Origin of the sequence: Arthrobacter sp. zg-Y895 (assembly GCF_020731025.1) — a bacterium.
Taxonomy (GTDB): Bacteria; Actinomycetota; Actinomycetes; order Actinomycetales; family Micrococcaceae; genus Arthrobacter_B.
On the sequence record NZ_JAJFZY010000008.1, the window covers coordinates 1 to 20,360 of the forward strand.

General features: G+C 65.6%; 19 protein-coding genes and 1 tRNA gene. 8 read left to right on the top strand and 12 right to left on the bottom strand.

Features of this window, described 5'->3' with window-relative positions; all coding sequences use genetic code 11:
* Positions 1-90: 90 nt before the first annotated feature.
* From fabF to aceE, 9 genes are all read right to left on the bottom strand, one after another.
* Positions 91-1,326, bottom strand: coding sequence for a beta-ketoacyl-ACP synthase II (fabF, locus tag LJ760_RS12950; RefSeq protein WP_227923708.1), 1,236 nt, complete (start codon positions 1,324-1,326; stop codon positions 91-93).
* A gap of 80 nt (positions 1,327-1,406) precedes the next feature.
* The gene (locus LJ760_RS12955) at positions 1,407-1,652 is read right to left on the bottom strand and encodes an acyl carrier protein (protein WP_055240832.1); all 246 of its coding nucleotides are present in this window, start codon (positions 1,650-1,652) and stop codon (positions 1,407-1,409) included.
* 113 nt (positions 1,653-1,765) lie between these two features.
* Complete coding sequence (locus LJ760_RS12960; protein ID WP_227923710.1) at positions 1,766-2,827, bottom strand: beta-ketoacyl-ACP synthase III; 1,062 nt, start codon at positions 2,825-2,827, stop codon at positions 1,766-1,768.
* A complete protein-coding gene (locus LJ760_RS12965; RefSeq protein ID WP_227923713.1) occupies positions 2,824-3,777 on the bottom strand; it encodes an ACP S-malonyltransferase in 954 nt (317 codons plus the stop codon). The genes LJ760_RS12960 and LJ760_RS12965 overlap by 4 nt, the downstream gene beginning before the upstream one ends.
* A gap of 109 nt (positions 3,778-3,886) precedes the next feature.
* A complete protein-coding gene (locus LJ760_RS12970; RefSeq protein ID WP_227923715.1) occupies positions 3,887-5,110 on the bottom strand; it encodes a PucR family transcriptional regulator in 1,224 nt (407 codons plus the stop codon).
* A gap of 60 nt (positions 5,111-5,170) precedes the next feature.
* A complete protein-coding gene (locus LJ760_RS12975) occupies positions 5,171-6,526 on the bottom strand; it encodes an ABC transporter substrate-binding protein (RefSeq protein WP_227923717.1) in 1,356 nt (451 codons plus the stop codon).
* A 45-nt stretch (positions 6,527-6,571) separates the two neighbouring features.
* Positions 6,572-7,492 (bottom strand): carbohydrate ABC transporter permease, encoded by a 921-nt coding sequence (locus LJ760_RS12980; protein WP_227923719.1) that lies wholly within the window; start codon positions 7,490-7,492, stop codon positions 6,572-6,574.
* Positions 7,489-8,442, bottom strand: coding sequence for a carbohydrate ABC transporter permease (locus LJ760_RS12985; protein ID WP_227923721.1), 954 nt, complete (start codon positions 8,440-8,442; stop codon positions 7,489-7,491). Before LJ760_RS12985 ends, LJ760_RS12980 begins: the two co-directional genes overlap by 4 nt.
* A 295-nt stretch (positions 8,443-8,737) precedes the next feature.
* Positions 8,738-11,482 (bottom strand): pyruvate dehydrogenase (acetyl-transferring), homodimeric type, encoded by a 2,745-nt coding sequence (gene aceE / locus LJ760_RS12990; protein WP_231709533.1) that lies wholly within the window; start codon positions 11,480-11,482, stop codon positions 8,738-8,740.
* A 283-nt stretch (positions 11,483-11,765) separates the two neighbouring features.
* On the opposite strand from aceE, the gene LJ760_RS12995 reads away from it, so the two are divergent.
* The 6 genes from LJ760_RS12995 (at position 11,766) to gndA (ending at position 16,259) form a co-directional block, all read left to right on the top strand.
* Complete coding sequence (locus LJ760_RS12995; protein WP_227923726.1) at positions 11,766-12,185, top strand: DUF3052 domain-containing protein; 420 nt, start codon at positions 11,766-11,768, stop codon at positions 12,183-12,185.
* Positions 12,182-12,646 (top strand): peroxiredoxin, encoded by a 465-nt coding sequence (locus tag LJ760_RS13000; protein WP_227923728.1) that lies wholly within the window; start codon positions 12,182-12,184, stop codon positions 12,644-12,646. Before LJ760_RS12995 ends, LJ760_RS13000 begins: the two co-directional genes overlap by 4 nt.
* On the top strand, positions 12,643-13,593 hold the full coding sequence (locus tag LJ760_RS13005; protein ID WP_227923730.1) for an NAD-dependent protein deacetylase: 951 nt from the start codon (positions 12,643-12,645) through the stop codon (positions 13,591-13,593). Before LJ760_RS13000 ends, LJ760_RS13005 begins: the two co-directional genes overlap by 4 nt.
* Before the next feature lie 84 nt (positions 13,594-13,677).
* Positions 13,678-13,753, top strand: a tRNA-Val gene (locus LJ760_RS13010).
* An 86-nt stretch (positions 13,754-13,839) separates the two neighbouring features.
* Entirely contained in the window at positions 13,840-14,697 is an 858-nt protein-coding gene (locus tag LJ760_RS13015; protein WP_227923732.1) for a serine hydrolase, read from the top strand.
* A 125-nt stretch (positions 14,698-14,822) separates the two neighbouring features.
* A complete protein-coding gene (gndA, locus tag LJ760_RS13020; RefSeq protein WP_227923735.1) occupies positions 14,823-16,259 on the top strand; it encodes an NADP-dependent phosphogluconate dehydrogenase in 1,437 nt (478 codons plus the stop codon).
* 66 nt (positions 16,260-16,325) lie between these two features.
* Here the strand turns inward: gndA and epsC are convergent, their stop codons facing one another.
* The 3 genes from epsC to msrA all read right to left on the bottom strand — a co-directional run bounded on the left by epsC (position 16,326) and on the right by msrA (position 18,502).
* Positions 16,326-16,910: a serine O-acetyltransferase EpsC gene (gene epsC / locus LJ760_RS13025; RefSeq protein ID WP_227923736.1), complete on the bottom strand. Its 585-nt coding sequence runs from the start codon at positions 16,908-16,910 to the stop codon at positions 16,326-16,328.
* A 48-nt stretch (positions 16,911-16,958) separates the two neighbouring features.
* Positions 16,959-17,894: a cysteine synthase A gene (gene cysK / locus LJ760_RS13030; RefSeq protein WP_227923738.1), complete on the bottom strand. Its 936-nt coding sequence runs from the start codon at positions 17,892-17,894 to the stop codon at positions 16,959-16,961.
* An 83-nt stretch (positions 17,895-17,977) separates the two neighbouring features.
* Positions 17,978-18,502, bottom strand: a complete 525-nt coding sequence (gene msrA, locus LJ760_RS13035; protein ID WP_227923740.1) for a peptide-methionine (S)-S-oxide reductase MsrA — start codon at positions 18,500-18,502, stop codon at positions 17,978-17,980.
* A gap of 128 nt (positions 18,503-18,630) precedes the next feature.
* On the opposite strand from msrA, the gene LJ760_RS13040 reads away from it, so the two are divergent.
* A complete protein-coding gene (locus LJ760_RS13040; protein WP_227923743.1) occupies positions 18,631-19,539 on the top strand; it encodes a Nif3-like dinuclear metal center hexameric protein in 909 nt (302 codons plus the stop codon).
* A gap of 77 nt (positions 19,540-19,616) precedes the next feature.
* Complete coding sequence (locus LJ760_RS13045; protein ID WP_227923745.1) at positions 19,617-20,357, top strand: zinc ribbon domain-containing protein; 741 nt, start codon at positions 19,617-19,619, stop codon at positions 20,355-20,357.
* Positions 20,358-20,360: the final 3 nt, after the last annotated feature.

Consider the following 20,360-nt stretch of genomic DNA (forward strand, 5'->3'; position numbering starts at 1 on the left):
GGCCGGATTGTACAACAAAAACACCATACCAAAACACCCCGGGGGGCGGGCCCCCGGGGGCCCCGCACGCCTGTTTTGTAAACGAAGGACTTAGCGGCTGCGCAGCACGGCGACGGCGTTGTGCCCGCCGAAGCCGAAGGAGTTGCTGAGCGCCACGATGTCTCCGCCGCGCAGCTGGCGGCTGGAGGTCACGACGTCGAGCGGGATCTCCGGATCCTGGTTTTCCAGGTTGATCGTGGCCGGTGCCTGGCGTTCGTAGACCGCCAAAGCCGTCAGGACGGCCTCGACTGCACCGGAGGCACCCAGCAGGTGGCCCATCTGCGACTTGGTGGCAGACACGGCGACACCGTCGAGGGCACTGCCCAGAGCAGCCTTCAGCGCAGTGTATTCCGGCTTGTCGCCCACCGGGGTGGACGTGGCATGCGCGTTCACGTGGACTACGTCCTCGGCCTGCGCCCGGGCATCAAAGAGAGCGGACTTCAGGGCCCGGGTGGCGCCGAGGCCCTCGGGGTCCGGTGCGGTGATGTGGTACGCGTCGGCGGTGACGGCCGTGCCGGCGAGTTCGGCGTAAATCCGTGCCCCGCGGGCCAGGGCGTGCTCTTCGCTTTCGAGTACCAGCGCACCGGCACCCTCACCCATAACGAAGCCGTCGCGGTCGCGGTCGTAGGGGCGGGAAGCGCGCTCCGGATCGTCGTTGCGCTTGGACAGGGCCTGCATGGAGGCAAAGGATGCCAACGGCATCGGGTGGATGCAGGCTTCCGCGCCGCCGGCGACGACGATGTCGGCTTTCCCGGAGCGGATCATTTCCAGGCCCTGGTGGAGGGCCTCGGTTCCGGAGGCGCAGGCTGAAACGGGCGTGTGGGCACCGGCGCGGGCACCGAGGTCGAGGCTGACCGCGGCGGACGGGCCATTGGGCATCAGCATCGGAACGGTCATGGGCAGTACACGCCGCGGTCCCTTCTCGCGCAGGGTGTCCCAGGCATCGAGCAGGGTCCAGATGCCGCCGATACCGGTGGCGAAGGAGACGGCAAGCCGGTCGTGGTCAATGTCTGCGAGGCCGGAATCGGCCCAGGCTTCGCGCGCCGCGACGACGGCGAACTGCGTGGAGGGGTCCATCCGCTTGGCTTCGACGCGGGAAAGGACTTCCGAAGCGGGAGTGGTGGCCCGCGCTGCAAAGGTCACGGGCAGCGAGTACTTCTCCACCCAGTCTTCTTCCAGGGTACGGGCGCCGGAGACACCCTGCAGTGCGTTCTTCCACATGGTTGGAACGTCCCCGCCGATGGGCGTGGTCGCTCCGAGGCCTGTGATGACTACTTTGCGGGCCATGATTCACTCTCTTGAAGCAGTTGCAGGTGCTGGTTCCGGCAGTACCGGGCGGCCGCCGCCAGGCAGCGGCCGCCGGAAGGTTAAGCCTGGGCGTTGGAGATGAAGTCCACGGCGTCGCCGACGGTCTTCAGGTTCTTGACCTCTTCGTCCGGGATGCGCACGCCGAACTTCTCTTCGGCGTTGACGACGATGGTCATCATGGAAATGGAGTCGATGTCCAGGTCATCGGTGAAGGACTTGTCCAGCTCAACGGCCTCGGGGGCCAGACCCGTCTCTTCATTGACGATCTCGGCGAGGCCGGCCAGGATTTCTTCGTTGCTAGCCATGTTGGCTCCTTTTCTTGTAGTGCCGGTACGGGGACCGGTCCGGTTTTTCCAACCGCCGAAGCGGTGTGGTTCTGTGGGCTGCACCGGCGTCGCCGGCACTGCGGGAATTGGGTCTAGGGAAGGACGACTACCTGCGCGCCGAACACAAGGCCGGCACCGAAGCCGATCTGCAGCGACAACTTGCCGCTCAGTTCCGGGTGCTCCTGCAGCAGGCGGTAGGTGGCCAGGGGGATGGACGCGGCCGAGGTGTTTCCCGCATCGGCAATGTCGCGGGCAATGATGACTGACTCGGGCAGCTTCAACTGCTTCGCCATTTCGTCAATGATGCGCATGTTGGCCTGGTGCGGCACGAAGGCGGAGAGATCCTCGGCGGTGATCCCGGCGGCGTCGAGCGCCTGCTGGGCAGCCTTGGCCATCTCCCATACGGCCCAGCGGAAGACCGTCTGGCCGTCCTGGCGCAGGGTGGGCCAGAGCTTGGTGTCCCGGCCGGAGAGGTCCGCGGGGCTCATGCCGCCGTCGGCCTCGGCGGCGAGGGAAAGTTCACGGACGTCCAGCATGGAGTGGGTCATGCCGATGGCACCGGACTTGCTGCCGTCGGAGCCCCAGACGGAGGGCGCGATGCCGGGGGTGTCGGAGGGTCCGACGACGACGGCGCCGGCACCGTCGCCGAGCAGGAAGGAGATGGTGCGTTCGGTGTTGTCGATGAAGTCGGAAAGCTTCTCCACGCCGATGACCAGCACGTAGGTGGCGGCGCCGGAGCGGACCAGCGCGTCTGCCTGGGCAATGCCGTAGCAGTACCCGGCGCAGGCTGCGGAAACGTCGTAGGCCGGTGCCGGCGTTGCGCCCAGCCGCTCGGTGATCTGGGTGGCCGCGGACGGCGTCGCGTAGGGGTGGGTCACGGTGGAGACGATGACGGCGCCGAGCTGCGATCCCTCGATGCCGGCGTTCTTCAACGCCTCGCGTCCGGCAGCCTCTGCCATGTCCACCACGGACGTGCCCTTGTCCGCACGGTGCCGGGTGACGATGCCGGTGCGCTGGCGGATCCACTCATCGGAGGAATCGATCCACTGGCAGACATCGTCGTTGCTGACAATGACGTCGGGGCGGAAGGCGCCGATGCCGTGGATTCGGCTGAATTCGTTGACGGGGGACTGCTTCAGGGTGGGCGTGCTCACGCGTTACCTTCTCCGGTTGTTGCTGCCGTTCCGGAATGCTCACGGATGAACTCCCGGGCAGCGGTTAGATCTTCTGGGGATTTCAGGGCCAGCGTCGGTATGCCCTTCATGCCGCGGCGTGCCAGTCCGGTGAGGGTTCCTGCCGGCGGCAGTTCCAGCAGGCCGGTAACGCCCATGCCGAGCATGTTCTCCATGCAGAGGTCCCACCGTACCGGGCGGGATACCTGGGCGATGAGGCTGTCAAGGTTGGCGTCACCGGACACCACTGCGGCGCCGTCGCGGTTGGAGAGCAGCGTGGCCAGCGGCGCCTGCGGGGTGAGGGAGGGGCGCAGTGCTTCGAGGACAGTCACGGCGGGGGCCATGTGGGAGGTGTGGAACGCCCCGGCGACCTTCAACGGAATAACCCGTGCCTTGGCCGGCGGTGCTGCGGTGAGTACCTCGAGCTGGTTGTGCGTTCCGGCCGCCACGGTCTGCCCGCCGCCGTTGGCGTTCGCGGCCGTGAGCCCTGCGGCTTCCAGCACGGCGGCCACGTCGTCGGGATCCCCGCCAAGGATGGCGCTCATGCCCGTGGGCTCAACCGCTGCGGCGCGTGCCATGGCGTTGGCCCGTTCCCGGACGAACACCAGCGCGTCGTTTTCCGGCAGCGCACCGGCGATGGCGGAGGCGGTGATCTCGCCGACCGAGTGGCCGGCCAGGACGGTGGAGGATGTCAGCGCCGAGGGAGCCAGCAGCAGCCGGGCGGCCATCAGGCCGGCGGCAACGATCAGGGGCTGGGCGACGGCGGTGTCCTTGATGGTTTCCTCGTCGGAGACCGTGCCGTGGGCAATGAGGTCCAGGCCGGCGACGTCGCTCAGCGCGGAAAGGTGATCCCGTACGCCGGGCAGTTCCAGCCACGGTGAGAGGAATCCTGGCGTTTGGGACCCCTGGCCGGGGCAGACGATTGCAAGCACGTATACAGCTTTCCAAAGATAGGGGACGGTACCGGGTGTTTGCGTAGACCAAGCTCCCCGGACGGCTTTGTAGGAAGTCTACAAGCCGACGACGGCACCTGGGCAGGGTTCAGAGGCGGACGGCTGGCTTCTCGGGGGCTGCTTTTCCGGCCGGCGCCAGGCGTCCGACCACCAGTGCGGTCTGCAGTACGAACGCTTCGCGGGGCAGCATCGGGTCCCATCCGGTGACGTCGCAGACCCGCCGCAGTCGGTAGCGGACCGTATTGGCGTGGACGAAGAGTTCGCGTGCCGTGGCCTCCAGGGAGTGGCCCAGCGAGAGGTATGCGCTTAGGGTCTCGGCCAGCCCGTTGGAGGCACCCAGCAGGGGTGTGTAGATGCTTTCCACCAGGGCCTTGCGCGCGGTGTCATCCCCGGACATCACCCGCTCGGGCCACAGATCGTCAGCTGCCACCGGGCGTGGGGCAGCCGGCCAGGCGCGGGCGGCGGTAAGTCCGGCAAACGCGGCCTGCGCGGACGGGCCGGCCTCGACCAGGGAGAGCGCGGGCGGGCCGTACACCACCGGACCCGGACCGAAGAGTTCGGACAGGCGGGTGTAGGAGAAAGCCTTGTCCTCCAGTCCGCCCAGGACCAGGATCAGCCGCTCGCCCTGGATCCCCACGAGGGTGTCTTCGGCCAGCCGGCCCGTGGCCCGGCGGAGTTCATTCACGAACGTGGCATTGGCTTCGGCAGGAGAACCGCCCACCATAACGGTGACCGGCGCCGCGGAGCTCCAGCCGACGGCGGCGATCCGGGAGCGCAGCGCGTCGGAACTCTCGCCGCGCAGGATGGCGTCGACAACAAGGGCCTCCAGCCGGGTGTCCCAGGCACCCCGGGTTTCGGCCGCACGGGCATAGACGTCGGCGGCGGCGAAGGCCACTTCACGCGAATAGCGCAGCACCGCTTCGCGCAGCTTGGACTGGACCTCGCTGCCGGCCAGCTCCGGAACCCGGTCCTCGACCACTTGGACCACCACCCGGATCAGCTGGAGGGCCTTCTGCAGGCTGATCGAGCGGGTGAGCTCGGTTGGGGCGGTGCCGAAGACGTCGCTGAGCACCCAGGCGGGCGAGGCAGGACGCTGGTACCAGTTCACGAAGGACGCGATGCCCTTCTGCGCAACCATTCCCAGCGCCGAGCGCTCGTCCGGGCGCAGCCCCCGGTACCACGGCAGGGAAATGTCCAGCTGCTGCAGGGTGGCAGTCGAAAGCCTGCCGATATTCGCTTTCAGGCGCTCGACGGTGGGCTGGTCTGCTTCCGGCGGCGCTGAGGCAGCGGACGTATTGGGACGCACTGGCATACCTGCGAGCTTACGGCCTGCGCGAGTGAACCGCTATTTTGTGTGAAGGCTACAAGTTGGCTAGGCGGGTAGCTTGGGTTTTACGTCGTTTGTGTAGATACCTTCCAAAATTGCGGACAGTTCCGTGAGAGTGGTTTTCACATCGGCCTGCTCCGTGAGGATCCTGCCGGCCGCCTTGGCGATCTCCTGGTCCGCTCCGGGCAGGAACACCCGGGCATAGTCCTGGTTCCGGGTGACGGCCAGCTGGTCGATGGCCGTTTGGATCTGCGGCGTCGCAGCCAGCACCTTCGTCATGTCCGCGGACTTGCGCACCGGCATGTAGCCCGTTGCCGCGGAGAACGCTGCGGTGTTTTCCGGGGAGGTCAGGAACTTCAGGAAAGTCGCGGCGGCGAGCTGCTGCTCGGGGCTGATGTCCTTCGGGATGCCCAGGCCGGCGCCGCCGGTGGGGCAGACTCCGGTGAGTTCCCGGCTGCCGCCGGGCATGAAGCCCACGCCGACGTCGAATGTTGCCGTCTTGAGGACACCCACCAGGTTCCCGGTGGAACCCACAGCCGCGGAGACGGCGCCTGCCGCCATGTCGGCGGTGGCATCCTTGGAGGACACACCGGCCCAGGCGTCCCGGTAAACGGTGTCCTGGACCTGCTGGATGGCGGTGACGGCCTCGTCCGAGGCCGCCGTAATGGTCCATTCGTCGCTCCAGGCCGCTCCCTCGCCCCAAAGCTGGTTCTGCAGGGTCCAGCCCGCATAGTCAATCAAGGCGGGGTGCTGGTAGACATGCTGGATGCCCGGCACCGCCGCCTTGATCTTCGGTGCCCACTCCGAGAACTCCTGCCAGGTCTCCGGTGCCCGGTTGGGCAGTCCGGCGGCGGCCCAGTGTTCCTTGTTGTAGTAGAAGAGCGGCGTGGAGCGGGCAAACGGGACAGCCCACTGCCGGCCGTCATACTTGTAGTCGCTGAACAGCTGGTCCCGGTAGTCGGCGGTGTCGAAGTCCAGCTGTTCCATCAGTGCGTCCAGCGGGATGATGGATTCGTTGAGGAAATAGCGGAACCACCAGACGTCGGAGAAGATGACGATTGCGGGAAGGTCGCCGCCCTGCTGGGTGGTTTGGAACTTCTGGGCCACCTCTTCGTAGTTGGATCCCGCGCTGACCATGTTGACGCGGATCGCGCTCTGGGAAGCGTGGAACTTTTCGATGATTTCGGTTTCAATTGCCTCGGACTGGCCCGGGTGGCTGGACCAAAAGGTGATCTCCGGGGCGGGGGTCACTCCGCTGAAGTCGAGTTCGTCCTCCTCGACGGGCGTGTCCGCCTCCGTGGACGGCCCGCCGCAGGCCGCCAGGGCGGCGGCGGAGGCGCCGGCAGCACTGAGGGACAGGAACAGGCGGCGGTTGAAGGCCGGCTTGGGTGCTGCTGACATGGAATGCCTTTCTGGTCGGGCAGTGCGGATGTTTTGCCGTGCGGTTTAGCCGGTGACGGAGCCCTGGGTCAGTCCGGCGACGATGTAGCGCTGCAGGGCTGCGAAGACCACCAGGATCGGAACCAGCACCAGGACCGCGCCGGCCATCATGATGCCCCAGCTGGCGGGATCTGACTCGGAATTCCGGAGCAGGGTCAGGCCCACCGGCAGGGTCATCATCTCGGGCCGGCTGACGATCACCAGCGGCCAGATGTACTCATTCCATTCGGTCACGATCGTGACCAGTCCCACGGTGGCGATGGTCGGCACCGAAATCGGGACCACGATCCGCCACAGGCGGGACCAGTGTCCCGCTCCGTCGATCTCCGCTGATTCCAGGATGGTGCCGGGCAGGGTAAGGAAATGCTGCCGCAGGAGGAAGGTCCCGAAGGCGGTCCCAAGTCCGGGCAGGATCATGCCCCAATACGTGTCGGCACCGCCCAGGGACGTTACGAGGATGTAGTTCGGCAGGATGGCCACCTGCGGCGGGACCATGAGGGCCACCAGGATGGCTACGAAAATCGCCCGCTTGAACGGGAACCTGATGAAGACCAGCGCGTACGCGGTGAGGATGGCAAGCACCACCTTGATGGAGGCGCCGGCGAGCGTGACGATCACGCTGTTGACGAAGAACCTGCCGAACGGCACCAGGGTCATGGCCTCCTGGTAGTTGCTGAAGTCCAGGGAGTCCGGCAGGACATCCAGGTCCGTTGTAACGATCTCGCCGGGCCCCTTGAAGGAGGACAGGACCATCCACATCAGGGGGAGGAATACCACCAGTGTGGTGAGGGCCAGGGGAACGTACCCCGTCACCAGGGTTTCGGTGATGTTTCGACGTGAGAGCGGGCCGTCGCCGGTCCGGCCGGGACCCTTGCTGCCGGGTGGTGTCGGCGCGGACACGGGGGCGGCGGGTGCGGGGACACTCATGAGTAGTGCACCTTTCGCTCGACGAACCGGAGCTGGAAGCCGGTGACCACCAGCAGCAGCACAAACAGGATCACTGAGACGGTGGCCGAATAGCCCGCCCGGTTGAATCCGCCGAAGGCCTGCAGATAGGCCTCGAAGATCAGGGTGTTCGTGCCGTTGCCCGTGGGGGTCATGATGCGGATCAGGTCAAAAGCCTGCAGCGAACTGAGCAGGGTGGTGATGAGCAGGAAGAAGGTTGTCGGGGAGAGCAGCGGCAGCGAAACACTGAAGAACCGCCGTGCCGCTCCCGCGCCGTCGAGCTGTGCGGCCTCGAGGACGTCGCGCGGAATCGACTGGAGGCCGGCAAGGTAGACCACCGCGCAGTAGCCCAGGTTCTTCCATACATAAACCAGGATGACCATGACCAGGGCCAGGTCCGGGTTGTTGATCCATTCGGGGCTGCTGGCTCCGAAACCGCGCAGCACCCAGGCCAGTGCTCCGTAGACGGGGTCGAAAATGAACAACCAGACCAGGCCCACACCCACGCCGGACAGGACATACGGGGCAAAGACGGCTGCGCGGGCCAGGGTGGTGCCGCGGACTTTCAGGTTCAGCGCCAGCGAAACCAGCAGTCCGAGGAGCATCGATCCGCCGACGGTGAAGACCGTGAACACGGCCGTTACCGTCAACACGTCCCGGGCATCGGGAGAGGTGAAGAACGTGACGTAGTTTTCGATCCCGACCACCGTGGCTGTCTTGGCCCCAAGGGTCCAGTTCAGGGTGGAGTAGTAGATGTTGCTGAACAGCGGCCGGTAGGTGAATGCGGCAATCAGGATCAGGTTGGGCAGCGCAAAGGCCAGGAAGGTAAAAAAGTCCCTGCGGCTGCGGCCGGAAAAACGGCGGCGGCGGACCGGGGGGTTCCTGCCGGGCGGTGCGGCGGAGACCGGCGGCGACACAGTGGTCCTGGCCATCTTCCTCCTTTGGGCGAGGGTTCGACGTCGAACGAACAGCAAGCAGCCGTAGGGATGCGCGCCGATTGTGGGGAGCATAACGGCACGCAGGGAGAAAACGGAAAGGAACCGCCGTGGCGTGCGGCGGTTCCGTCATTTGTTACGGGCCGTGTCGTGGCCGCAAGGGACAGCGGTACTACGAGTGTTTTGGCAGGGACGTGGGATTCGGGCGGGATGGGCCGCCAAACGAAAAGGAACCGCCGCAGATGCGGCGGTTCCCTTTCATGTTCCCCGAGCTTCGGGGCCGGCGGATTGCTTAGGCGTCGCCGCCGGCGTTTCCGCTGGTGCCGGCGTTGACGTCCAGCAGGTGGTACTTCTCCATTGCCTCCTTGGGGGCATTGGCGTCGACTTCACCGCGGCGGGCGAGCATCTCCAATGCCCGCACCACCATCGAGTGGCTGTCGATCTTGAAGTACCGGCGTGCAGCTGCACGGGTGTCCGCGAAACCGAAGTCGTCGGCACCGAGGGTGGCGAATTCGTTCGGCAGGAACTGACGGATCTGGTCCGGTACGGCCTTCATGTAGTCCGTCGAGGCAACAATCGGGCCGGTGGCACCGGCCAGCTGCTGGGTGACGAAGGGCACCCGCGGCTCAGAGCCGGGGTTCAGGAACGCTTCCTCCTCGGCGGCGAGGCCGTCGCGGCGGAGCTCGTTCCAGGAGGTCACGGACCAGACATCGGCCGAGACACCCCAGTCCTCGGCAAGGAGCTTCTGGGCTTCCAGTGCCCACGGCACGGCAACACCGGAGGCCAGCAGCTGCGTGCGGGGTCCGTCGATCTTTGCCGGTGCGAGCAGGTAGATGCCCTTGATGATGCCTTCCACGTCCAGGTCCTCGGGGGCCTTGGGCTGCTGGATCGGCTCGTTGTAGACCATGAGGTTGTAGATGACGTTCGGATCCTTGGAATCCGGGCCGTACATCTCCTCGAGGCCGTGGCGGATAATGTGTCCGATCTCGTAGCCGTACGCCGGATCGTAGGTCTTCACCGCGGGGTTGGTGGAGGCCAGGATCGGCGAGTGGCCGTCGGCATGCTGCAGGCCTTCACCGGTGAGGGTGGTGCGGCCGGCGGTAGCCGAGATCAGGAACCCGCGTGCCATCTGGTCGGTAGCCGCCCAGATGTAGTCGGCGGTGCGCTGGAAGCCGAACATCGAGTAGAACACGTAGACCGGGATCAGCGGCTCGCCGTGCGTGGCGTAGGACGTGCCCGCCGCGGTGAACGCCGCAATCGAGCCGGCCTCGTTGATGCCGACGTGCACAATCTGGCCCTGCGGGGATTCCTTGTAGGCCAGGACGAGGTCCCGGTCCACGGACAGGTAGTTCTGCCCCTTGGGGTTGTAGATCTTGGCCGTCGGGAAGAACGAGTCCATGCCGAAGGTACGGGCCTCATCGGGGATGATCGGCACAATGCGCTTGCCGAACTCCTTGTCCCGCATCAGGTCCTTGAGCAGGCGGACGAAGGCCATGGTGGTGGCGGCCAGCTGCTTGCCGGAACCCCGGTTGGCTACTTCGTAGGCCTTCTCGTCCGGAAGGTGGACGGGTTCGTGCTTTACCCGGCGTTCAGGGACGTTGCCGCCCAGTTCGCGCCGGCGTTCCAGCATGTACTTGATCTCGGGGGCATCCGCTCCCGGGTTGTAGTACGGCGGCTGGTACGGGTCGGCTTCGAGCTGCTCGTCGCTGATCGGGATCCGCAGGTGGTCGCGGAAAGCCTTCAGGTCATCAAGCGTGAGCTTCTTCATCTGGTGGGTCGCGTTGCGGCCCTCGAAGTGCGTGCCCAGGCCGTAACCCTTGACCGTGTGGGCCAGGATGACCGTCGGCGCGCCCTTGAATTCCGTGGCTGCCTTGTACGCGGCGTAAACCTTGCGGTAATCGTGGCCGCCGCGCTTGAGGTTCCAGATTTCCTCGTCGGTCAGGTTGGCAACGAGTTCCTTGGTCTCCGGGGTCTTGCCGAAGAAGTGGTCGCGCACAAATCCGCCGGACTCGGCCTTATAGGTCTGGTAGTCGCCGTCGGGGGTGGCATTCATGATGTCCACCAGCGAGCCGTCCTTGTCGCGCTGGAGCAGGTCATCCCACTCGCGGCCCCAGACAACCTTGATGACATTCCAGCCTGCGCCCCGGAAGAAGGCTTCCAGTTCCTGCATGATCTTGCCGTTGCCGCGGACCGGGCCGTCGAGGCGCTGCAGGTTGCAGTTGATCACAAAGGTCAGGTTGTCGAGCTTGTCATTGGCGGCGAGCTGGAGCAGGCCGCGCGATTCGGGCTCGTCCATCTCTCCGTCGCCAAGGAACGCCCACACATGCTGCTGGGAAGTGTCCTTGATGCCGCGGTTCTGCAGGTAGCGGTTGGACTGTGCCTGGTAGATGGCGTTCATGGGACCAATGCCCATGGAAACCGTCGGGAATTCCCAGAAATCCGGCATGCTGCGCGGATGCGGGTAGGAGGACAGTGCATGCCCCTCGCGGGACTTCTCCTGGCGGAAGCCGTCCATGTCCTCTTCGGACAGACGGCCTTCGAGGAAGGCGCGGGCATACATGCCGGGGGAGGCGTGACCCTGGAAGTAAATCTGGTCTCCGCCGCCCGGGTGGTCCTTGCCCCGGAAGAAGTGGTTCATGCCCACTTCGTACAGGGTCGCTGCTCCGGCGTACGTGGAAATATGGCCGCCTACGCCGATGCCCGGGCGCTGGGCCCGGTGCACCATGATGGCGGCGTTCCAACGCAGCCAGGCGCGGTATCGCCGTTCGATTTCCTCGTCGCCGGGGAATTCAGGTTCCTGGTCAACCGGAATGGTGTTGACGTAGTCGGTGGTGGTTACCATCGGCACGCCCACGCTCTGGGCACCGGCACGCTGGAGCAGTGAACGCATTATGTACTGCGCGCGTTCAGTGCCCTGCGAACGGATCAGCTCGTCGAGCGATTCGATCCATTCTGCGGTTTCCTCAGGATCACGGTCCGGTAGCTGGTTGGTTAACCCGCTCAGGATGTCCGTTGTGTCTTCTGCGGCCACGGCCAACCTCTCTCATGTACAGATTGTGTCTGCGACATTCTTTCTGTGGTATCCGGCCGGTGTCCGCCGGATCTTCGCTTGCGCGTATGCGCGCCTCGGCGCCCCTTTTTATCCACTCTAGTCCCGAGCAGCCGTTGTTGCGTAGCCTGCACGGCTGTCATCGCTGACGGCGTAGACCCCGGAACCCTTGAAGCCTGCGGGTTTTAGGTGTTTGGTTGAGTCGGAGACAGCGCAGATCAGGCAAATGTGTGATTCCCTTGTATTCATGCAGTCAACCAGGAGGAGTGAAGTGAGCGAGGCCGAGGCCGTCACTGAAGAAAACGTGGCGAGCAGATTGGGTTTCAAGGACGGGGACCTGGTTCAGGAGTACGGCTACGACGAGGATGTGGACTTCGACTTCCGTGAGGACCTTGAGGACCTCATCGGCGGCGAGTTGCTTACTGAAGACGACCACGATGTTGTGGACGGCGTCATCCTCTGGTGGCGGGCCGACGACGGCGACCTCGTGGACGCGTTGGTCGATTCCCTGACCACGCTCGACGACGGCGGCGTTGTCTGGGTTCTGACTCCGAAGTCCGGGCGCGAGGGCTACGTTCCTCCTGCCGACATCGAGGAAGCGGCCCCCACAGCGGGACTGCACGTCACCACTTCCCCGGGCGTCACCGAGGACTGGGCTGCCACCCGCCTGGTGAGCCGACGCAAGAAGTGACTGCGCACCTGCTCACGGCAGGTGCTGCTGTTCCGGACTTCTGCCTTCCCAACCAGTTCGGCGAAGAGGTCCGGCTGGACGGGCTGCGGGGTGCCGGCGTCGTGCTGGTCTTTTTCCCGTTCGCGTTCTCCCAGGTTTGCCGGGGCGAGCTCGCGGAGCTGCAGTCCGAACGTGCCCTTTTCGACGGCGCCGGCGTGCGCCTGCTGGCAGTATCCTGTGACTCGAAGTACACCCTGCGCGCCTGGGCCGAGCAGGAAGGCTTCGGTTTCGACCTGCTTTCCGATTTCTGGCCGCACGGCGAGACGGCACGGGCCTTTGGGGCTTTTGACGCAGGCAGGGGGCTGGCGGAACGCGCCAGCTTTGTAATGGACGGGGAGGGCACCCTCCGCGCATGCATCCGTTCCGACCCGGGCGCTGCGCGTCCGCTCGAGCAGTACCGTACTGCTTTGGAGGCACTGTGAGCGAGCAGCAGCCGAAGGACTCCCGCCCGGGCCTCGGCCTCACGGGTTTTGCCAGCGGCCATGCCCTCGAGCCCGTTCCGGCACCCACCGAGGCGGAGCTGCGGCTCCTCGAGCGCGCCGTCGGCTATCTGGGCGGGCAGCGGCTGGCGCTGCTGACCGGTGCCGGGCTGAGCACGGACTCCGGCATCCCGGACTACCGCGGGCCCGACGCGCCGCCCCGGAATCCGCTGACCTACCAGCAGTTTGTCGGCGATCCGGACCTCCGCCGCCGGTACTGGGCCCGCAACCACATTGGCTGGCACCATCTGCGCCACGCGGTGCCCAACCCCGGCCATGCGGCCGCGGTGGTCCTGGAACGGCGGGGGCTGCTCTCGGGCCTGATCACCCAGAACGTGGACCGGCTCCACACGGACGCCGGCAGCGTCAACGTCATCGACCTGCACGGGCGTTACGACCATGTGGTCTGCCTGAACTGCCGTTCCGGCTTTTCCCGTTCCGAGGTTGCCGGGCTGCTGCAGGAGCTGAACCCCGGCTATCTGGAGCAGGTGCGGCTCGACGGCGGGATCGCCCCGGATGCCGACGCGGACATCGCCGATACCGAGAGCTTCGTCGTTGCGGACTGTCCCGTCTGCGGTGGAATGCTGAAACCGGACTTCGTGTACTTCGGCGAGAACGTCCCCAAGGACCGCGTGGCCCGGGCCTTCTCGATGGTGGACGACGCCGGTGCCCTGCTGGTGGCGGGTTCCTCACTGACCGTGATGAGCGGGCTGCGCTTTGTCCGGTACGCGGCCAAGGCCGGCAAACCGGTGGTCATCATCAACCGGGGGTCCACGCGGGGGGATCCGCTGGCCACCCTGAAGATCGATATGGGAGTCAGCACGGCCCTGACCTGGCTGGCCGAAAACCTCCCGGACCTGCCGGCCGGAGGGCAGAACGGCGCCGATTAGGCATCCGGCGCGGTCTTACGGTAATGTAGTTCCTCGTGATGCAGGGCCTGCGGAGAAGTTTCTGACGGCCGGGCAACATGTCTTGGGTCTTTAGCTCAGCTGGTAGAGCGCCACGTTTACACCGTGGATGTCATCGGTTCGATCCCGGTAGGACCCACCAGAGAAGCCGCCGTTACTTTCCGCAGATGTGGAAGGCAACGGCGGCTTTTGGTTTAACCGCACAGACGTACGGGACGAGTGGGGTTGATGGCAAAGGAATTCCAGGCGCGGAAGCGCGTTGGTGCGGCGCTAGCCGTAATGATCCTGCTGGGCGGCTGCTCGGCGCCGGGCGACGCTCCGCAGGTACCACCAACAGCAGAGCAGGGCACAGGCAGCACCGCGGAGACAGGGGCGCCGGAATCGATTGCAGCGGCCCTGGACGTGATGGCCGGGGACAGGCGGGAAGATTTTTCCGTGGCCCTCCAGGACAACCGCACCGGGGAATCCTGGATTGAAAACCCGGACGGACGGTACCTCGAAGCAAGCCTGGTGAAGGTCCCCATCCTCCTGACCCTGGTCCGCCAGGCCACCGAAGAGCAGCGCAGCTTCACGGCGGAGGAAGAAAACCTGGCAACGCTGATGATCGAATACAGCGACAACGAAGCCACCAGCGAGCTGTACGGCCGGCTGGGGGGCCGGGAGGAACTGAACCGTACTTATGAGCTCATTGGGGTGGAGGATACGGAAGCCGGGGAAGTCTGGGGAGCCGGCGAAACCACTGCAGGGGACCAGCTGCGTATTGCCCGGACGGTGGCCTGCGGTGCCGACTGGCTGGACCCGGACCTGATGGCGTTCGCCGTCGGACTCATGGAAAACGTCTGCCCGGAGCAGAACTGGGGGATCAATGCGGGGGTGCAGGCACCCGATGCCGAGGTGGCACTGAAGAACGGCTGGCTGCAGGATGACGACGCCGTGTGGAACGTGGGCAGCGCCGGGTTCGTCCGGGCCGGGGACAGTGACTACAGCATTGTTGTGCTCAGTTCCCGGAACTCCACGCTCGAGGAGGGGATCGGGATTATCGAAGGCGTTGCCTCGGTGATCAACGGCTACGAAGCCGGGGCCTGATCCCGCGACCCGGGCCCCTGTGGCGGCCGGACGCCGAAGAAGCATAGGCTGGAGCGTGAACACGGCGCAATGATCCTGTGCCGTCCCCGTGCCCGCCGGGCACCCGAACCATCCTTGGAGAGAACTTGAGTGCACAAATTGGTGTAACCGGCCTTGCCGTCATGGGTGCAAACCTCGCCCGCAATCTCGCCCGCAACGGTTACACGGTGGCCCTGCACAACCGTTCCATCGAGAAAACGGATGCCCTGCTTTCCGCCCACGGCGATGAGGGGGACTTCATCCGCACCGAGACGCTGCAGGAACTGGTCGACTCACTGGAGAAACCGCGCCGCGTACTGATCATGGTCAAGGCCGGAGCGCCGGTGGACTCGGTGATCGGCCAGCTGGTTCCGCTGCTGGAGCCGGGCGACATCGTGATCGACGGCGGCAACTCGCATTTCGAAGACACCCGCCGCCGCGAGGCCGCCCTGGCCGAGAAGGACCTGCACTTTGTCGGCGTCGGCGTGTCCGGCGGTGAAGAGGGAGCCCTCTTGGGCCCCTCCATCATGCCCGGCGGTTCCCGCGAGTCCTACGATTCCCTGGGCCCGATGCTGGAGAAAATCGCGGCGAAGTACGACGGCGAGCCCTGCTGCACCTGGATCGGCACCGACGGGGCCGGCCACTTTGTGAAGATGGTGCACAACGGCATCGAATACGCGGACATGCAGGTGATCGGCGAGGCCTACGACCTGCTGCGCTCCGCCGCCGGCATTGAACCGGCCGAGCAGGCCAAGATCTTCAACGAGTGGAACACCGGCCAGCTCAGCTCCTTCCTGATCGAAATCACCGCGGAGGTCCTGGGCCACGTGGACGCCCGGACCGGGAAACCGTTCGTGGACGTAGTGGTGGACTCCGCCGGGCAGAAAGGCACCGGACGCTGGACGGTCGTCTCAGGCCTGGACCTGGGTTCCCCGGTTTCGGCCATCGCCGAGTCGGTCTTCGCCCGCGCACTGTCCTCCCAGCGCGGACAACGCGAGGTTGCACAGCACACGCTCCAGGGCGAGGAAACCGCCGTCGAGCTTCCCGATACGTTCGTCGACGATGTGCGGCAGGCCCTCTACGCCTCCAAGCTGGTCAGCTACGCGCAGGGCATTGACATGCTTAACGCTGCAGCCAAGGAATACGGCTGGGAACTGAAGCTGGACGAGATCGCCTCGCTGTGGCGTGCCGGCTGCATCATCCGCGCGGAACTGCTGGACGACATCATGAAGGCCTACGCCGGCAGTGAAGCTCCCGCGAACCTGCTGTTCGCCCCGGCGTTCGCGGAGTCGATCGCCGCAGCCGTCCCGGCCTGGCGCCGCGTGGTCTCCGTCGCCGTGCAGCTGGGCATTCCCGTGCCGGTGTTCTCCTCCTCGCTGGCCTACTACGACGGCCTGCGCCGCAAGCGGCTTCCGGCCGCACTGACGCAGGGCCTGCGGGACCTGTTCGGTGCACACACCTACCACCGGGTCGACGTCGAAGGAACCTTCCACACCATGTGGGGCGAAGACCGCGCCGAGGTCGAGGCAGTGGACACCCACTAAGAAACCCAACGGGTACTAAAAAGGTCCGCAGCTGATGCTGCGGACCTTTTTAGTGAGCTGTTCCGGCTAGATGTAAATGGCCGGATCGATGTATTCGGCCGGGTCCACCGCGGGCTGGGTCATCTTGGTGTCCCGATGCCGCCACTTAGCCGGAATGCCGGTGATGATCGAATCCGCCGGGGCATCCTTGACCACCACGGCGTTGGCTCCCACCGCACTGTTCGCACCAATGGTCACCGGCCCCAGGATCTTTGCTCCCGCGCCTACGGTGACGCCGTCGCAGATGGTCGGGTGGCGCTTGACTTTGGCCAGCGAACGGCCGCCCAGGGTCACCCCGTGGTAAAGCATGACGTCGTTGCCGATCTCCGCCGTCTCGCCGATGACCACCCCCATGCCGTGGTCGATAAAGAACCGGCGGCCGATGGTCGCTCCGGGGTGGATTTCGATGCCGGTGGCGAAACGGGTCACCTGCGAGAGCACGCGGGCCGGGAACCGCAGCGGCGGCCGAGCCCACATGCGGTGCGTCAGCCGGTGCATCCAGATGGCATGCAGGCCGGAGTAGACAACGAGGTTTTCGAGCGAGCCTCTGGCCGCCGGATCGTGCGATGCGGCGGCGTCGAGGTCTTCGCGCAGTCGGGCTAACAGACTCACAGAGAACTTTCTGCTCGGATGGTCCGTCCCGCAGGGACGGAACGCGGACTAACCGCGGATGTCGTCGTACAGGACCGTGGAGATGTAGCGTTCTCCGAAGTCGCAGACGGTGGCAACAATCAGCTTACCGGCGTTCTCTTCGCGCTTGGCGAGTTCCAGTGCAGCCCAGACGATGGCACCGGAGGAGATACCGCCGAGGATGCCCTCCTGGGTGCCCAGTGCGCGGGCCGTGGCTACGGAATCCTCGATGGAGGCGTCAAAGACCTCGTCGTAGACGGTGGTGTCCAGGATCTCGGGGACGAAGTTGGCACCGATGCCCTGGATCTTGTGGGGTCCGGGGGATCCGCCGTTGAGGATGGCGGAGTCCTTGGGCTCTACGGCCACGATCTTCACGTCCGGCTTGCGTTCCTTCAGGACCTGCCCGACGCCGGTGATGGTGCCGCCGGTGCCGATGCCGGCCACGAAGATGTCCACCTTTCCATCGGTGTCGGCCCAGATTTCCTCGGCGGTGGTGGCGCGGTGTACGGCCGGGTTCGCTTCGTTGGCGAACTGCTGCGCCCAGATGGCGTTTTCAGTGGTGGCCACGATTTCCTTGGCCTTGTCCACTGCTCCGCGCATGCCTTCGGCGCCGGGGGTGAGGACAATCTCCGCACCGTAGGCGCGGAGCATGACACGGCGTTCCGTGGACATGGTTTCGGGCATGGTGAGGATCACCTTGTAGCCGCGGGCAGCGCCCACCATGGCCAGGGCGATGCCGGTATTGCCGGAGGTGCCCTCCACGATGGTGCCGCCGGGCTGAAGCGCGCCGGCCTTCTCGGCGGCGTCGACAATGGCTACGCCGATCCGGTCCTTGACGCTGTTGGCCGGGTTGTAGAACTCCAGCTTCACGGCCACCTGGGCGGGAAGCCCCTCGGCAAGCCGGTTCAGGCGGACCAGCGGGGTACCGCCTACGAGCTGGGTTACATCGTCATAAATACGAGCCATGGTTTCCTCTATTCCTTCAACATTGCTTTAAAAAGCCGGACTCAGGTATGCCCGTTCCAGCCTATCGGCGCGGCCGGACAGCCCTAGTCCTGAAGCCATTCGGAGTAATACTTGCGGGCCTTGGCCAGCTTCGGATTAATAATCACCTGACAGTAACCCTGGCCGGGGTGCTTGGCGTAGAAGTCCTGGTGGAAATCCTCCGCCGGGTAAAACCGGGGAAGGGGCACGATCTCGGTGACGATCGGGTCCTTCCAGTTCTCCCGGGCACGCTCAATCGCAGCTTCGAATTCCTTGCGCTGATCCTCGTCCCGGTAGAACATCGAGGACCGGTACTGGGTGCCGACGTCGTAGCCCTGTCGGTTCAGGGTGGTGGGATCATGCTGCGAGAAGAACATGTCCAGGATGACTTCCGGGGGGATCATGTCCTCGTCAAAGGTCACGGCCACTACTTCTGCGTGCCCGGTGATCCCGGCGCTCACGCTGTCATAGTCCGGGTTGTCCACCGCGCCCCCTGTGTAGCCGGAAACTACGTCGGTTACGCCGCGGACCTTGCGGTAAAGAGCATCGAGGCACCAAAAGCAGCCTCCGCCTAATACATACGTCTTCATGCCCTTAACAAGGCATCACGTCCCGCTTTGATTCCCGATGTCCGGCAACCGGGTGCGGCGGTGTTCGTTCCGTCACGGCAGGCGCGGCGGAATTGAGCACGGCAACGGCAGCGGGTAGAACTAAAGTCATGGAAGCGGATCACCCCCACGAGCGCGCCGGCGCGGACACTGAACCTGACCAGGCCACCGGCGGCAGCGACACACCCACCCTTGGCGACGTACTGCTGGCAGCCGAAGAACTCTGGCCCGAATCACTGGCCGAGGACTGGGACGCGCCCGGCCTTGTTGCAGGCCGCGGCGACCGGGAGGTCCGGCGGATCCTGTTCGCGGTTGATCCCACCCGTGAAGTCATCGACGAGGCCCTTGAATGGGGAGCGGACCTGCTCGTGACCCATCACCCCCTGCTGCTGAAACCGGTCAACTCCGTAGCTGCCAACTCGTTCAAGGGCGAGGCAGTGCACCGGCTGATCGAGGGCGGCTGCGCCCTGTTGACGGTGCACACCAACGGCGACAGCGCCGTCGGGGGCGTGTCCGACGTGCTCGCAGACGCCTTCGGGCTCCGGAACGTCACGCCGCTGGTTCCCGCTGCGGAAGGCCTGCCCGAAGAGGGGATCGGCCGGGTCGGGGATCTTCCCGAGATGCTTTCGCTGGCGGACTTCGCCGAGCGCGTCTTCAGCCTCCTGCCCGCCGTCGCCGGCGGCGTCCGCGTGGCGGGCGACCCGCAGGGCCTGGTCCGCCGGGTGGCCGTCTGCGGCGGAGCCGGTGACAGCCTGTTCGACGCCGTCCGGGCCCAGCGCGCCGACGTCTACGTCACCGCGGACCTGCGCCACCACCCGGCGTCGGAACTGCGGGAGCGTGCCCTTGCCGGAAACGGCCGTCCGTACCTCATGGACGTCTCCCACTTCGGCAGCGAATGGCTGTGGCTGACGCCGGCCGCGAACGCCCTCGAAAACGTCCTGACGGACCAGGGCTTCGCCGCTGACGTGCGCGTCAGCGGCGTGAACACAGATCCGTGGGACTTCGTACTGACGCCGTAGGCTGAAGTGATCCCCGGCGGTGGCATAGGCTTAGGAGAGCCGGGCCAGGCAGGCCCGGATATACACGGAGGTAACCGGTGGCAAAAGCATCGCCCGCGGAGCAGCTGAGGCTGCTGGATCTGCAGGCCCTGGACAGCAGGATCAAGTCCCTGCGCAATCAGGCCCGCAACGTTAGCAACAATCCCGAGATCGCGTCCCTGGCCGGTGCCGTCGCCGCAGCTGAAAGCGCACGCGTGGCAGCCGGCACGGAAGTGGCCGACATTGAACGTGAGCTCACCCGCGCCGAAGCGGACGTAGCGTCCGTGGTTGCACGGATGGCCCGCGACCAGCAGCACCTGGACAGCGGCAAGGGCGGCTCCAAGGAGCTCACGGCGCTGCAGGCGGAAATCGTGTCCCTCGAACGCCGCCGGTCCGACCTTGAAGACGTCGAACTCGATGTGATGGAACGGCTCGAGGCTGCCCGCACCCGCGAAGCCGAAGCCGGTGAAGCACTGACGTCCCTGCACGAGAAGCGCCGGGAACTGGAGGAGAAGCGCGACGCCGAACTCGCCGTCATTGCCGCGGACCGTTCCGACGCCGAAGCCCGCCGCGCAGAGCTTGCCGACAGCTTCGATACCGCGCTGCTTGCCGTCTACGAAAAGACCCTGTCAAAGCACGGCATCGGCGCCGCCCGGCTCTTCCACGGCACCTCCGAGGGATCGGGTATGCAGCTGAGCCCCGGTGACCTTGCCGACATCCGCAAGGCCGCGGAAGACGAGATTGTGTTCTGCCCGGATTCGGGCTGCATCCTGGTCCGCTCTGCCGAGTGGGGCAGCTAAGCG

What these genes read in the sequence shown, in the direction of transcription:
- LJ760_RS13040 (WP_227923743.1), top strand. Translation starts at nt 18,631, where the DNA reads ATGGAAGCGGATCACCCCCACGAGCGCGCCGGCGCGGACACTGAACCT.
- LJ760_RS12985 (WP_227923721.1), bottom strand. Translation starts at nt 8,442, where the DNA reads ATGGCCAGGACCACTGTGTCGCCGCCGGTCTCCGCCGCACCGCCCGGC.
- fabF (WP_227923708.1), bottom strand. Translation starts at nt 1,326, where the DNA reads ATGGCCCGCAAAGTAGTCATCACAGGCCTCGGAGCGACCACGCCCATC.
- LJ760_RS12970 (WP_227923715.1), bottom strand. Translation starts at nt 5,110, where the DNA reads ATGCCAGTGCGTCCCAATACGTCCGCTGCCTCAGCGCCGCCGGAAGCA.
- LJ760_RS13015 (WP_227923732.1), top strand. Translation starts at nt 13,840, where the DNA reads ATGGCAAAGGAATTCCAGGCGCGGAAGCGCGTTGGTGCGGCGCTAGCC.
- cysK (WP_227923738.1), bottom strand. Translation starts at nt 17,894, where the DNA reads ATGGCTCGTATTTATGACGATGTAACCCAGCTCGTAGGCGGTACCCCG.
- LJ760_RS12975 (WP_227923717.1), bottom strand. Translation starts at nt 6,526, where the DNA reads ATGTCAGCAGCACCCAAGCCGGCCTTCAACCGCCGCCTGTTCCTGTCC.
- LJ760_RS12955 (WP_055240832.1), bottom strand. Translation starts at nt 1,652, where the DNA reads ATGGCTAGCAACGAAGAAATCCTGGCCGGCCTCGCCGAGATCGTCAAT.
- LJ760_RS12980 (WP_227923719.1), bottom strand. Translation starts at nt 7,492, where the DNA reads ATGAGTGTCCCCGCACCCGCCGCCCCCGTGTCCGCGCCGACACCACCC.
- msrA (WP_227923740.1), bottom strand. Translation starts at nt 18,502, where the DNA reads ATGAAGACGTATGTATTAGGCGGAGGCTGCTTTTGGTGCCTCGATGCT.